Origin of the sequence: Alteromonas sp. H39 (assembly GCF_047556435.1) — a bacterium.
In the GTDB taxonomy this organism is placed as follows: domain Bacteria; phylum Pseudomonadota; class Gammaproteobacteria; order Enterobacterales; family Alteromonadaceae; genus Alteromonas.
The window spans coordinates 2,096,514-2,109,578 of the sequence record NZ_CP180210.1 but is presented as its reverse complement, the minus strand read 5'-3'; the positions used below and the strand labels follow the sequence as shown (position 1 = coordinate 2,109,578).

The window sequence follows — 13,065 nt, the reverse complement described above, 5'->3', positions numbered from 1 at the left end:
GAGGGAAGTTTATCGGATTCGCTTATCACAATTTGACCGTCACCGAAGAGGATAATCCAGCAAAAACGAAGTCTTGTGTTTTTAAACGATATTTTTACTCTTTTACACCTTGTAGTCGCTGCGAGATCACCATCAACAGCGCCTGATTCTTCTATTCAATGCGCAATAGTCAGCGGTAAGATTAAAAGGTCTGCTTTTTCAGGTGAGCAAAACGGCCTTTTATGGAAGTGCTGCGCTTTCTTAACCAGTTAAGGAGCGGTTTTTCAACAAACAGATAGACGACAATCCCAGTCAGCGTGCTGAGTACAAGAGCTATCGCTATTTTGCCACCAAACTGAAGCCAACCGGTAACAGAGACTTTTGACCATCCGACATTTGAGACGACTAAAGCAAGGCCATGGGTAAGGTAAATTGAGTAACTGGCATTACCTATTTGGTGAAGGATACGACTTTCCCCCAGCCGATTGCCGATACTGACAGCACCGAGTACGATCATACCACTGCAAATGATTCTGCCAGCCATAACCAAGCCTGTATCTTCAGTCGGACCCAGCGCTGGCAAGCTCATCAGCCCGATAAAACCGGTCATGGCGAGTAAACCCATTAGAGGTGATAGTGTATTTGTGAGATATAATCTTGCTATTAATATTCCGCAGGCGAATTCAAGAACTATCGGGTGTGTGTAAGCGTTGACAATAGCGCTGTCAGTGTTGAGCCACAGCCCTGCCGTAACCAACAACATTATGGACAATGTCGAAACCAAAAAGGTCTGCTTACATAACAGGCCAATCGCAAAAACAATATAGAACAACATTTCGTAGTTGAGCGTCCACCCTAGGATCAGAAAAGGCCAAATTCTGTCTGGTACTGTGGGGCTGTAATGTGGGATGAAAAACAATGACTTAATGACATGAACCTCGGTTTGCATGTCTACTGTCCAGATTTTAAACTGTACACTTACAAAAAGCAGAAAAAGCGTAGTAACCCAATAAAGCGGAACGATTCGTATAATACGCTTCTCGATAAACACACCGGGCTTGTCTTCTCTGGCGACCAGGTACATGATAAAACCACTTATCACGAAAAAGATATCAACTCCCCACGCAAACGCCTGATAGTGTTCCAGCGGGTTAAAAAGCCATGGCTTTGGATTTCGAGCATGATGAATCACCACCATCAAGGCAGCAATTCCGCGTAGATATTGAATAGCGATAAGCTGAGAATGCTCTGATTTCACATTCTTACCCGCCCCGTAATGGTTGTTTTTTATACTACGCTTGCGATGAGTTTTATGAAGAATTAATTAGTAATAACAAACAGCACACTAATACGCTCTTTGTCGTTTTCTATGATTTTTGCGGCAATTAAGGCAAAAACGACTTCAGTTACTGAAGTAAACGCTGCCTGATACTTCTTCTTTATCTTTATTATTAAGATAACTTACATGTCCACTTATCTATTATTGTACAGAAGACGTAACTTTCTTTTTTCTTCAGGCAATAAAAAACCCGCAGCATGTGCGGGTTCTTTCGAATATGGCGGAGAGTGAGGGATTCACTCGGGGCATCCGTGCCCCTCACCCTTCGGGCGCTTGCGCGTGCAAACCGGCTTCCTGCCGGTTTGTCGAACCAACGGGGGTTCTCACCCTCACGTTATGCGCCAGTAGTTTTCTCCAGGCAATAAAAAACCCGCAGCATGTGCGGGTTCTTTCGAATATGGCGGAGAGTGAGGAATTCACTCGGGGCATCCGTGCCCCTCACCCTTCGGGCGCTTGCGCGTGCAAACCGGCTTCCTGCCGGTTTGTCGAACCAGCGGGGGTTCTCACCCTCACGTTATGTGCCAGTAGTTTTCTCCAGGCAATAAAAAACCCGCAACATGTGCGGGCTCTTTTTGAATATGGCGGAGAGTGAGGGATTCGAACCCCCGGAAGGTTTGACCCTTCGCCTGATTTCAAGTCAGGTGCATTCAACCGGACTCTGCCAACTCTCCGTGAAGTGCTGCGTATCTTAATGAATTTTTTAAGACTGTAAAGTAATAATTGATGTAACGAACCCAAGTGATGAATTGATGAACAAAATGCATAGCAATCACACCTTTTTATAAGAAAAGTCATTGTGTAGCGTTGATTAACAAAGACAATAAACGCAGCCTTACATCAACTAAAGTTTCACACTGATCACAACGCCCCGAAATTGCTATGGACCTACATACACATATCTGGCACGCGGTTACTCTCGATACCAAACCAGCGTTAAACAAAAAGGGCATTTGGAAATAATCCACAAACTGGGATTCACTCGGGGCATCCATGCCCCTCACCCTTCGGGCGCTTGCGCGTGCAAACCGGCTTCCTGCCGGTTTGTCGAACCAACGGGGGTTCTCACCCTCACGTTATGGCTCAGTAGTTTTCTTTAGGCAATAAAAAACCCGCAGCATGTGCGGGTTCTTTTGAATATGGCGGAGAGTGAGGGATTCGAACCCCCGGAAGGTTTGACCCTTCGCCTGATTTCAAGTCAGGTGCATTCAACCGGACTCTGCCAACTCTCCGTGAAGTGCTGCGTATCTTAATGAAATTTTTATGGCTGTAAAGTGTTAATTCAAAAATCAGGTACTAAGTGCTTGCCGAATAAACAAAAGCCGATTAATTCATCGCTTCTGACTGAGTTTTATTCCACTACACACTATTTTGATCGAAACCGCTTGAAATTGGGAACTAAAACCCATACAAAGACACTAAACAATAGTTTACCATTTTGGTCAATTACTCAGTCCTGTTGGAGGAAACAATGGAACAGCGTTCGGTGTATTCTAATGCATCTCAATCGTCTGTGCTGCAAACGAATAAGGTATTACGGAATACCTATATGTTGTTAGCAATGACACTGGCATTTAGTGCCGTGTGTGCGGGCATCGCAATGGCAGTAGGTATTTCGCCTATCATGTCTTTGGTGATGACTATCGGCGCGTTTATTACTCTTTTTGTCATTCAGCGTAAAGCGGACACGGCCTCTGGCATCTATTGGGTCTTCCTCTTCACGGGTCTTATGGGCGCGTCCCTGGGCTACACACTTAACTTCTACCTTGGCGTAGCTGGTCCTGGTTTGATCATGGAAGCCTTAGGCGCAACCGCCCTGGTCTTCTTTGCGCTATCAGGATATGCGTTAACAACTAAGAAAGATTTCTCCTTCATGGGCGGTTTTCTGGTTGTAGGTCTGGTCGTAGTGCTTGTTGCAGCTATTGCAAATATTTTCTTCGCGGTTCCGGCAGTAAGCCTGGCAATCAGTGCAGCGATTGTATTCATCATGTCTGGTTTTATTTTGTATGATACCAGTCGAATCATTCACGGCGGTGAAACTAACTACATCCGCGCTACAGTGTCGCTCTACCTGAGCATCTACAACTTGTTCACGTCAATTCTGCATCTACTGGGTGCGTTTGGCGGCGACGACTAATCGCTAAATCTTAGGAAAAACACCCCGGGTTCGGGGTGTTTTTGTTTATATGGCATCGTATTCAATTCTTGTAACCTCATCCCCGTTTTCATCTGACAGCGCCAGTCAGGCTGCTGCCTTCTGTCGCACACTGGTGCAGGCGCAGCATACTGTTGACCAGATATTCTTTTATCAGGACGGTGTCTACCATGCCAACAGTCTGATGTCGCCGCCTTCTGATGAAACCAGTCCTTATCAGGTATGGCTGCGTCTTTACGAAGAGTTGGAAATTCCTCTGGTAGTATGTATCACCGCGGCAACCCGAAGAGGGATTCTGAGCGCACAAGAAGCTGAATCTGTAGGGGTTGAAGGTAACAATTTACAAGCCCCTTTCACCGATACCGGTTTAGGGGAGTTTTTCTCGCAACTCCACAAAAGTCGCTACCTGGTACAATTCTGATGTCCAAGATCTCGATATGCATGACAACGCCCCCTTATCGCGGCATTCTCAGTCAGGATGCGCTGGATTTTGCCATGGGAGCCACCAACTATGGTCATGATGTTACGCTGATATTTATGGATGACGGTGTGTTTCAGCTGGCCTCAGAACAGCACCCTCCAGAAGGTACCAAAAGCCATGAGAAACGACTTAAATCACTGCCCTTTTTTGATATTGAAGATCTGTATTGTTGTGAGTCCAGTCTTCATCAGAGACAAATGAAAAAAGATGATATTGGCCACGACATCACACTGTGCGATGCGGGGGCTATCGCCACAATCTTAAGCGACAGCGATCACATCGTGAGATTTTAATGAATATCGTACTAACGCAACCTCATTACAGTGACAACATGTGGGCGTTATTCTTAAGTGCCTCAGATAGCGCGCGATTTCTGTTGCAGGGAGAAGGCGTATATCTGATCCAGTCCGCTCCAGATAAGCTCACGTCTCTGAGAACGTTATTTGTGCTTGAAAGCGATATCAAACAACGTAGCGTGGCGCTAATAAAGCATGCTACTCCGTGCTCTCTCACAGTGTGGCTTGAAAACGCCGCAAACGATTTACCTTGGGCTACATTTTAATGACGCAAACTGATTACAGCTTTACACTTGATGGACAGACAATCCCTACAGATAAAGCCGGCTATCTGCTGGATTATAAACAATGGTCTGAAGCGATGGTGCCAGTGCTGGCTGACGCCGAAAATATTGAACTGACCGATGCGCACTGGGAAGTGATTCGTTTTGTCAGAGCATTTTATCTTGAATATGACACCAGCCCAGCGATTCGGGCATTGGTTAAAGCCATGGCAGCAAAGTACGGACCGGAGAAAGGTAACAGCAGATACTTGCACAGGCTGTTTAAAAAGGGCCCGGCAAAACAGGCAACGAAGCTGGCCGGATTGCCCAAACCGGCTAAATGCCTGTAATCATCGCGTTCGGCTGTGAGCGCTCAGCATAGCGTCAGGCTCTGGGCGCTGACGAACTTTTGATTTTCCAATTACCTTCAAGCGGGTGAGTGATCAACAAAAAAGGAGACGCTTAGCCTCCTTTCTCAATTATTATCTTCGTCGCTTTTATGCAGGTGTAATCACGTCCACACCGCCCATGTAGGGCCGCAACGCTTCGGGTATCATTACACTGCCATCGGTTTGCTGGAAGTTTTCCAGAACCGCAACCAGCGTGCGTCCTACTGCCAGACCAGAACCATTTAGAGTGTGAAGTAATTCTGGCTTGTTGGTCTCAGGATTACGATATCGGGCCTGCATCCGACGCGCCTGAAAATCCAGCATATTCGAGCAAGAAGAGATTTCCCTGTATGTGTTTTGCGCTGGCAACCACACTTCCAAGTCGTACGTTTTTGCCGCTCCAAAGCCCATATCCCCTGTACATAACAGCATTTTACGATAAGGCAGATTTAACTTTTGAAGAATGCTCTCAGCATGAGATGTCATCGCCTCCAGTGCGTCAAAGCTGTCCTCGGGCTTTACCAGTTGAACCATTTCAACCTTGTCAAACTGATGCTGACGAATCAGTCCGCGGGTGTCTCGACCATACGAGCCCGCCTCAGAGCGAAAACATGGCGTGTGTGCTGTCATTTTCAGTGGCAGGATCTTTTCATCCAGTATTTCGTCTCTGGCAATGTTGGTCAGCGGGACCTCAGAGGTAGGTATCAGTGATAAGCCCTGGCCTTCTTCAGTAGCGGGTTGGGTGTGAAACAAGTCTTCACCAAACTTGGGTAATTGCCCGGTACCAAACAAACTGTCGTGATTAACCAGATAGGGAACATACATTTCCTGATAACCGTTTTCACCGGTTTGTACATCCAGCATAAACTGTGCAAGCGCGCGATGAAGACGAGCCACTTGCCCTCGCATAACAACAAAACGGCTTCCGGTGAGCTTGGTGGCCACTTCAAAGTCCAGGCCTTTGTTCAGGGCTTCGCCGATATCCACGTGGTCTTTAATGTCAAAATCAAACTCACGCGGTGAGCCCCAACGACTGACTTCGACATTGTCCTCTTCGTCTCTTCCTGCCGGCACTGAAGCATCGGGTAAATTCGGGATCCCTTGTGTGAAGCTACTGATTTCATCAAGTACGACCTGAAGTTCAGATTTAGCGGCGTCAAGTTGATCACCTAATTGGCCCACCTCAGCAAGCAGAGGTGCAATGTCCTCACCCTGAGCTTTCGCTTTACCGATTGACTTACTTCGTACGTTTCGCTCATTTTGCAGATCCTGTGTTTTAATCTGCAATGCTTTGCGCTTCTCTTCCATTTGGTTGAAAGCGTCAACATCAAGGGTAAAACCACGGCTAGCCAATCGCTCTGCAGTGGTCTCAATATCAGTACGTAAACACTTAGGATCTAACATGTGTTTCTTCTTATCCTTTCATTAATTCAATGGCCAGCCAGCCTGCAAGCAAACAGGCACTGACATTCAGAAAAATATTGGCGATGGCCTTAATCCAAAGCCCGTTTTCCAAGAGCGTTAACGTTTCAATGGAAAACGTTGAAAATGTGGTAAAGGCACCTAACAAACCAACGCCAACCAGCGCCCGGTACGGCGAGTCTGCCAATTCATGACGCTCGATAAACCCATACAATAGTGCCAGGCTGAAGGAGCCCAGCACATTAACCGTAAGTGTACCAAAGGGGATATGTTTTCCAAACCACGAATCTATGCCTGTGGAGATGAAGTAACGCAGACAAGCCCCTGTTGCTCCTCCAATTGCAATATAGCAATACACTAAGACACCTTGTGACATATCCCTATCTTTTCCTGCTACTTTGTTGATTTAACGAGTCCAGGTAATCGCGTTTGGCTTTTAATGCTTTTTCCAGTCCACGTTCATTCGGTTCATAAAACCGCGTACCGGCAAGCGATTCCGGAAAATAACACTCGCCAGCCGCAAACGCATTAGGTTCGTTGTGCGCATAGCGATAATCCTCACCATGCCCCATTTCTTTCATTAATTTCGTCGGCGCATTGCGCAAATGGTTCGGAACACCAAGATCACCGGTTTGCTTTGCCAATGCTTTGGCCGCGCTAAATGCGCTATAGACAGCATTACTTTTGGCTGCGAGCGCGCAATATACCGCAGCCTGCGCAATGGCCCGCTCACCTTCTGCCGGGCCAACGCGATGAAACGTATCCCAGGCGTTAAGTGCAAGTTGCATAGCTCGTGGGTCGGCATTGCCAATATCTTCTGACACTATCGCCAGTAGCCTTCGTGCCACGTATAACGCATCGCCGCCACCGTTCAGGATCCTGGCATACCAATATAGCGCAGCATCCGGGTCTGACCCTCTGACAGACTTGTGAAACGCAGAAATCAAATCGTAAAACGTATCGCCCTTATTGTCATAAGCAGCAACTTTTTCACCTACTGCCTGCTCGATATCCCTGAGGGTCACGGTATTCTGAGAGGTAAAATCCGATGCCAGCTCGAGATACGTTAATAAGCGCCGTGCATCACCACCACACAAATCCAGTAACGCCGCTCTGGCATCCTCTTCAATGGCTAAGCTTTTGTCACCCAAGCCCCGCTCTGAATCGGCCAGTGCCCGCTCCAGCACACCGTTCAATGCTTCGGTATCCAGCGCCTGGAGCACATAAACACGCACTCTGCTTAACAATGCGTTATTAAGCTCGAAGGATGGGTTCTCTGTCGTTGCTCCTACAAAAGTCACAGCACCTGATTCCACAAAGGGTAGAAACGCGTCCTGCTGGCTTTTGTTAAAGCGATGCACCTCGTCAATAAATAACAGCGTACGTTGCTGATAGCGGGCATCCGCTTCGGCTTTCTCCATTGCAGCACGTACTTCTTTGACACCCGACGTCACAGCCGATAATCGAATGACGTTCGCATCGGTATAGTGTGCAATCAGCTCTGCGAGGGTAGTCTTGCCCGTCCCGGGCGGCCCCCACAGTACCATGGAATGGCAGTGACCCGATTCAAGCATCTTACGCAGTGGTTTACCCTGACCCAGTAAATGTTGCTGTCCAGCATACTCATCAATGGATGTTGGCCGCATGCGTGCGGCAAGCGGGGCATAAGGATCGCTTTGCGCCATTATCGCTGATCATCAATCATGTAAGTGTCTGGTATGGTAACAGTAAATAAGGAGCTGTCTGGTTCATCAGAAACATTGATAGACGAAAATACCAGGTTACTGGTTTGTGACTGCGCGTCGAGCATTTCAAGTGAAGCCAGGATGTCATCATTAAAGCGCATGGTCAGGGACTGAATCTGTCCTTCACCATTTTTAGGCGTAACGGTGTAGATATCATCACTAGCTTTGCTGACGGTAAAATCGTTCCAGACGGCCGGATCATTGCTGGTAAGCAAAATAACCGGATTATCGGCAATCGCCTGGGTCTGATCGATAATAGTTACCTGTTCGACAAAGGTATCAATATTCCAGACCGCATCACCATCAGCAATTAACAAGGTTTCATCGGGGTAAGCTGTTTCCCAGCGTAATTTGTCAGGACGCGTCATTGTTAACGTACCGGTTGCTTCATGGACAATGTCACCGGCTTCATCAGATACAGTTTGCTGAAAGCTGGCTGAATAATGTGTCATTTGAGCCAACAGATTTTTCAGCGCAGTCTGCGAATTTTCTTCCGCTTGTACAGTCAACGGACTCAGCAACATTGAGCTGAAGAGGAGTAAACATGCTTTTTTCATAATATCAATCTCTTGGAGCAGGAGGCGCCAACACCTCACGGTTACCATTGTGGCCCTGAGGACTTACGACACCGCTCGCTTCCATTTGTTCGACCAGTCTGGCAGCCCGGTTATAGCCAATACGGAATTTCCGCTGAACACTGGAAACACTGGCACGGCGGCTTTCGGTGACAAAGGCAACAGCCTCATCGTAAAAAGCATCTAATTCCTGATCGCCACCTTCTGGTTGCTCACCAGGAAGTAGCACCTCAGCAGTTGCCTCGCCATTGAGAATTTCATCAATATATTCAGGCTCACCCCGTTTTTTCCAGTCAGCAACGACAGCATGTACTTCATGGTCATCCACGAATGCACCATGAACCCGTGTCGGAACCGGGCTACCCGGTGGTAAATACAGCATATCCCCCATCCCGAGTAGCGCTTCTGCGCCCTGTTGGTCAAGAATCGTACGCGAGTCCACCTTACTGGAAACCTGAAACGCTATTCGTGTCGGGATATTGGCTTTTATCAGGCCGGTAATAACATCAACAGAAGGCCGCTGTGTTGCCAGTACCAGGTGAATACCAGCGGCACGGGCTTTTTGTGCAATCCGGGCAATCAGCTCTTCAACCTTTTTGCCCACAATCATCATCATGTCTGCAAATTCGTCCACTACCACCACGATACTGGGCAATTTGCCAAGATCCGGTGCTTCCGGATCCATGCTTTCTTCTGATTTCCACAATGGGTCTTTAATCGGCTCACCATCCTTAATGGCCTGCATCACTTTGGCGTTATACCCTTTAAGGTTTCGCACACCAAGCGCACTCATTAAACGGTAACGACGCTCCATTTCGCCCACACACCAGCGCAGTGCGTTAGCGGCCTCTTTCATGTCCGTGACGACTTCTGCCAACAAATGCGGGATACCTTCGTATACCGAAAGCTCAAGCATTTTCGGGTCAATCATGATCATCCTGACATCTTCAGGTGTGCTCTTGTATAGCAAACTCAGGATCATGACGTTAACTCCCACAGACTTACCAGAGCCGGTCGTACCGGCAACCAGCAAGTGCGGCATTTTTGCCAGATCAACCACCACTGGCTTGCCGGAGATATCTGAACCCAACACCATGGTCAGCGCCGACGGGTTAGACTGGAATGTGTCACAACTGATCACTTCGCTAAGGCGTACCATCTCACGTTTTTTATTAGGCAGCTCAAGACCGATGACGGATTTACCCGGGATAACCTCAACAACCCGGACCGAAATGGCTGACATTGCGCGGGCCAGGTCCTTCGAAAGGCTGGTGATTTTGCTAACTTTAACTCCTGGCGCAAGATCAAGTTCAAAGCGTGTAATGACCGGCCCGGGATAAACACCCACCACCGTCGCTTCAATATTAAAATCTGCCAGTTTCTCTTCGACGAGCCGTGAGACCATATCCAGCTCTTCTTGAGAAATCGGGTTTTCATGTTTATCCGCACGCTCCAACAGGTCAAAGGATGGCATCGGGCCATCGGGAGCTTCCTCCTGTACTTTCACCGGCTTAGCAGCCTGCTGAGGCCTTGAAGCTGGCGCTGGCTTTGCATCTGATGTAGCGCTACCGGTAGCCGCTCGCACCTTTTCTTTTACCCCTGAAAACAGAGAGGATTTTTCTTTCTCAGGCGCTTTCTCATCTTCAACGATAAACGGCGGCTCATCGTCGTCTTCAAACACCTCATCAGGAATACCGAAGCTGGGCTCTTCCCGACGAGGTTGCGATTTGGAAGCGTTAGCCTCTTCAGAGGGAGGCTCTGCGCGCATACTGGTGATATCAATATCAGACTCTGCTTCACTCCCCTGCCCTCGTGAAGGCAATGCCAGTCGGGGCATCTCAATCCCCATTAATTGCTGAGGAATGCCCACAGCTTTCCTTCCTGTCCAAAGTGTCGCACTTCCGATACTATCTATAATGGTCAGCCAGCTTATTCCTGTCAGTAAGGTAAAACCGGTACAGAAAAAGCACAGGAGTAATAATATGGTGCCAGCAGTATTAAAATACGGGATTAAAGCGGAGCTGATAACATCACCCACAAAGCCGCCGGCAGAGAAATTATAAATGTCACTGAAGTTGATACTGGCTATACCGGTTGCACCCAGTGCCAGCAAGAGACCGCCGATAATACGAAGACCAATCGTCAGGTAATCAAATTCGTTCAGTTGTTTGATATGTTGAAATAAAAACCAGCCCAGAAACGCACAACAAAAAGGCAATGCCCACGCCAGATAACCGAAGGTAAAAAACAAAAGGTCTGCGACCCATGCTCCCGTTGAGCCCACCCAGTTGTGAACGTCCAGCTGTAATCCCGCCTGACTCCAGCCAGGGTCACCGGGATGAAAAGAATATAATGCCAGCAGCAGGAAGAATGCGAAAACGCAGGAAATCATCATACCTGCTTCCCACAAACGCTGGATTCCGGAAAGTCGCGCCATACCTAAATAAATCACTATTTTTTAGTTATGCAGTAAGCAATTCATACACCAGTCTGTCTCATACAGCCTGAATGCAACCTGAAACGCCGCTTCTGCTACTTCATTTTTGTTGTCAAAGCCTACCACAAAGGGTGTTGGCAAGCCTATGCCAAATTACTTCAGATTAATGCGAAGTGCGGTGGTACTTTTAACCTCTTCCATTACCACATAGGTACGCGACTCGCTCACACCCGGCAACCGTAATAAAGTATCACCGAGCAAACGACGATAACTCGACATATCAGCAACCCGTGCTTTTAGCAAAAAGTCAAAATCACCAGAAACCAGGTGACACTCCTGAATATCGTCATGTTGCTTAACCGCAGCAGAAAATTCTGCAAAAATATCAACGGACGTTTTGGTAAGCGTAATTTCTACAAACACTAACATGGCAGCGCCCAGTTTCTCAGGGTTTACTACGGCGTGATACCCCGTTATGTAACCCTGTGATTCCAGACGTTTAACCCTTTCCAGGCAAGGGCTTGCACTTAATCCAACTTCTTTTGCCAGATCAACATTGGAGATACGACCGTCTTTCTGCAACACTGTAAGTATGTTGCGGTCGATGCGGTCCAAGTGTTTCGGCGTTTTTACGAGCATACAAAAAACCGTTATTTTTAATTATTGCCAAATAATACACTGCGTTCTGCTCACTTTCAGCAGATACTTTGGTTTTTGTTTCAGTATACTGCGCAGCTTATTCGGTTACCATCCTACACTTTTAAGAGGGCAATCTATGCTAGTCGGTGTACCAAAAGAAATAAAAAACCACGAATACCGTATCGGTCTTACGCCTGCCGCCGTTAAAGAATTTGTTAGCCATGGCCACCAGGTCATGGTTGAGAACAACGCTGGTGAAGCCATCGGTTTCACAAATGAGATGTACACCGAAGCGGGTGCCTCCATAGCGTCTTCGGCGGAAAAAGTGTTTGCCGAAGCAGAAATGATTGTCAAAGTGAAAGAGCCTCAGCCTAACGAATGTAAGCAACTGAGCAAAGGCCAGACACTGTATACCTACCTGCACCTTGCACCAGACCCGGTTCAAACCGAGTTGCTGGTTGCCTCAGGCGCTACCTGCATCGCGTATGAGACGGTGACTGATGATCGCGGTGGCCTACCTCTGCTGGCGCCAATGAGTGAAGTCGCCGGACGTATGGCTGTTCAGGCTGGCGCGCACTACCTGGAAAAGGCCCATGGCGGCAGCGGCACACTACTGGGTGGCGTTCCTGGTGTCGCACCGGGTAAGGTCCTGGTCATCGGTGGTGGTGTGGTTGGTACCAACGCAGCAAAAATGGCCTTGGGACTGGGTGCTGACGTCACAATTTTGGATCGCTCTTTACCGCGTCTGCGTCAGATAGACGATATTTTCAATGGTCAGGTGAAAACCGTATATTCTACTGTTGACGCTATTGAGCACTATTCATCAAAAGCAGACCTTGTGGTTGGCGCCGTTCTTATCCCCGGTGCAGCAGCACCGAAGTTACTTAACCGCGAGCACATCCGTGCGATGAAGCCAGGTTCCGTACTGGTAGATGTGGCAATAGATCAGGGCGGCTGTTTTGAAACCTCCAAGGCGACGACGCATCAGGATCCTGTCTATATTATTGACGATGTTGTGCATTATTGTGTTGCAAACATGCCAGGTGGTGTAGCCCGTACTTCTACTATGGCATTAAATAATGCCACCCTTCCCTTTGGCCTGGCATTAGCCAATAAAGGGCCTGCACAGGCGATGTTGGATGATCGCCACTTGCTGGCCGGCCTGAACGTTCATGAAGGTAAAGTCACATACAAGGCCGTTGTCGACGCGCTTGGTAAGCAGCTTGGGCTGACCTACATCCCTGCCGAAGAAGCGTTGCGTTAAGCTCCTTCACGGAAACACTGCTAAAAGCCCCGTAAGGGGCTTTTTTATTGCCCGCAGAAAGGGCATGATGGACGAACACCCGTT

The 13,065-nt window shown here is 48.0% G+C and carries 13 protein-coding genes, 2 tRNA genes and 1 other RNA gene; 6 read left to right on the top strand and 10 right to left on the bottom strand.

Going from position 1 to position 13,065, the window contains the following annotated elements; genetic code table 11:
• Nucleotides 1-181: 181 nt before the first annotated feature.
• The 4 genes from ACLBLI_RS09325 to ACLBLI_RS09310 form a co-directional block, all read right to left on the bottom strand.
• The gene (locus ACLBLI_RS09325) at nt 182-1,237 is read right to left on the bottom strand and encodes an acyltransferase family protein (protein ID WP_414830804.1); all 1,056 of its coding nucleotides are present in this window, start codon (nt 1,235-1,237) and stop codon (nt 182-184) included.
• 299 nt (nt 1,238-1,536) lie between these two features.
• A non-coding RNA gene (locus ACLBLI_RS09320) (RtT sRNA) lies at nt 1,537-1,665 on the bottom strand.
• Between the two features lie 232 nt (nt 1,666-1,897).
• Nucleotides 1,898-1,989: transfer RNA gene (locus tag ACLBLI_RS09315), tRNA-Ser, on the bottom strand.
• Between the two features lie 466 nt (nt 1,990-2,455).
• Nucleotides 2,456-2,547 (bottom strand) — tRNA-Ser (locus ACLBLI_RS09310).
• 239 nt (nt 2,548-2,786) lie between these two features.
• Between ACLBLI_RS09310 and ACLBLI_RS09305 the strand changes: the two genes are divergently transcribed.
• Genes ACLBLI_RS09305 through ACLBLI_RS09285 form a run of 5 tightly spaced genes read left to right on the top strand, consistent with a single transcriptional unit; the run spans nt 2,787 to nt 4,860 of the window.
• Complete coding sequence (locus ACLBLI_RS09305; protein WP_414830803.1) at nt 2,787-3,452, top strand: Bax inhibitor-1/YccA family protein; 666 nt, start codon at nt 2,787-2,789, stop codon at nt 3,450-3,452.
• A gap of 49 nt (nt 3,453-3,501) precedes the next feature.
• A complete protein-coding gene (gene tusD / locus ACLBLI_RS09300) occupies nt 3,502-3,891 on the top strand; it encodes a sulfurtransferase complex subunit TusD (protein WP_414830802.1) in 390 nt (129 codons plus the stop codon).
• A 20-nt stretch (nt 3,892-3,911) separates the two neighbouring features.
• Entirely contained in the window at nt 3,912-4,244 is a 333-nt protein-coding gene (locus ACLBLI_RS09295) for a DsrE family protein (protein ID WP_414830801.1), read from the top strand.
• Complete coding sequence (locus ACLBLI_RS09290; protein ID WP_414830800.1) at nt 4,244-4,513, top strand: hypothetical protein; 270 nt, start codon at nt 4,244-4,246, stop codon at nt 4,511-4,513. The genes ACLBLI_RS09295 and ACLBLI_RS09290 overlap by 1 nt, the downstream gene beginning before the upstream one ends.
• Nucleotides 4,513-4,860: a TusE/DsrC/DsvC family sulfur relay protein gene (locus ACLBLI_RS09285; protein WP_414830799.1), complete on the top strand. Its 348-nt coding sequence runs from the start codon at nt 4,513-4,515 to the stop codon at nt 4,858-4,860. Before ACLBLI_RS09290 ends, ACLBLI_RS09285 begins: the two co-directional genes overlap by 1 nt.
• Before the next feature lie 147 nt (nt 4,861-5,007).
• Here ACLBLI_RS09285 and serS read toward each other — a convergent pair whose 3' ends face one another.
• From serS to lrp, 6 genes are all read right to left on the bottom strand, one after another.
• Nucleotides 5,008-6,303 (bottom strand): serine--tRNA ligase, encoded by a 1,296-nt coding sequence (serS, locus tag ACLBLI_RS09280; RefSeq protein ID WP_414830798.1) that lies wholly within the window; start codon nt 6,301-6,303, stop codon nt 5,008-5,010.
• A gap of 10 nt (nt 6,304-6,313) precedes the next feature.
• The gene (gene crcB / locus ACLBLI_RS09275; protein ID WP_414830797.1) at nt 6,314-6,697 is read right to left on the bottom strand and encodes a fluoride efflux transporter CrcB; all 384 of its coding nucleotides are present in this window, start codon (nt 6,695-6,697) and stop codon (nt 6,314-6,316) included.
• A 4-nt stretch (nt 6,698-6,701) separates the two neighbouring features.
• A complete protein-coding gene (locus ACLBLI_RS09270) occupies nt 6,702-8,006 on the bottom strand; it encodes a replication-associated recombination protein A (RefSeq protein ID WP_414830796.1) in 1,305 nt (434 codons plus the stop codon).
• Complete coding sequence (gene lolA / locus ACLBLI_RS09265; RefSeq protein WP_414830795.1) at nt 8,006-8,623, bottom strand: outer membrane lipoprotein chaperone LolA; 618 nt, start codon at nt 8,621-8,623, stop codon at nt 8,006-8,008. The genes ACLBLI_RS09270 and lolA overlap by 1 nt, the downstream gene beginning before the upstream one ends.
• Before the next feature lie 4 nt (nt 8,624-8,627).
• Nucleotides 8,628-11,078 (bottom strand): DNA translocase FtsK, encoded by a 2,451-nt coding sequence (locus ACLBLI_RS09260; protein ID WP_414830794.1) that lies wholly within the window; start codon nt 11,076-11,078, stop codon nt 8,628-8,630.
• Between the two features lie 153 nt (nt 11,079-11,231).
• Nucleotides 11,232-11,717 carry a leucine-responsive transcriptional regulator Lrp gene (gene lrp, locus ACLBLI_RS09255; protein ID WP_414830793.1) on the bottom strand — a complete coding sequence of 162 codons (486 nt, stop codon included), beginning with the start codon at nt 11,715-11,717 and terminating at the stop codon, nt 11,232-11,234.
• A gap of 136 nt (nt 11,718-11,853) precedes the next feature.
• Here lrp and ald point away from each other — a divergent pair, with 136 nt between their 5' ends.
• Nucleotides 11,854-12,981, top strand: coding sequence for an alanine dehydrogenase (gene ald, locus ACLBLI_RS09250; RefSeq protein ID WP_414830792.1), 1,128 nt, complete (start codon nt 11,854-11,856; stop codon nt 12,979-12,981).
• Nucleotides 12,982-13,065 lie beyond the last annotated feature (84 nt).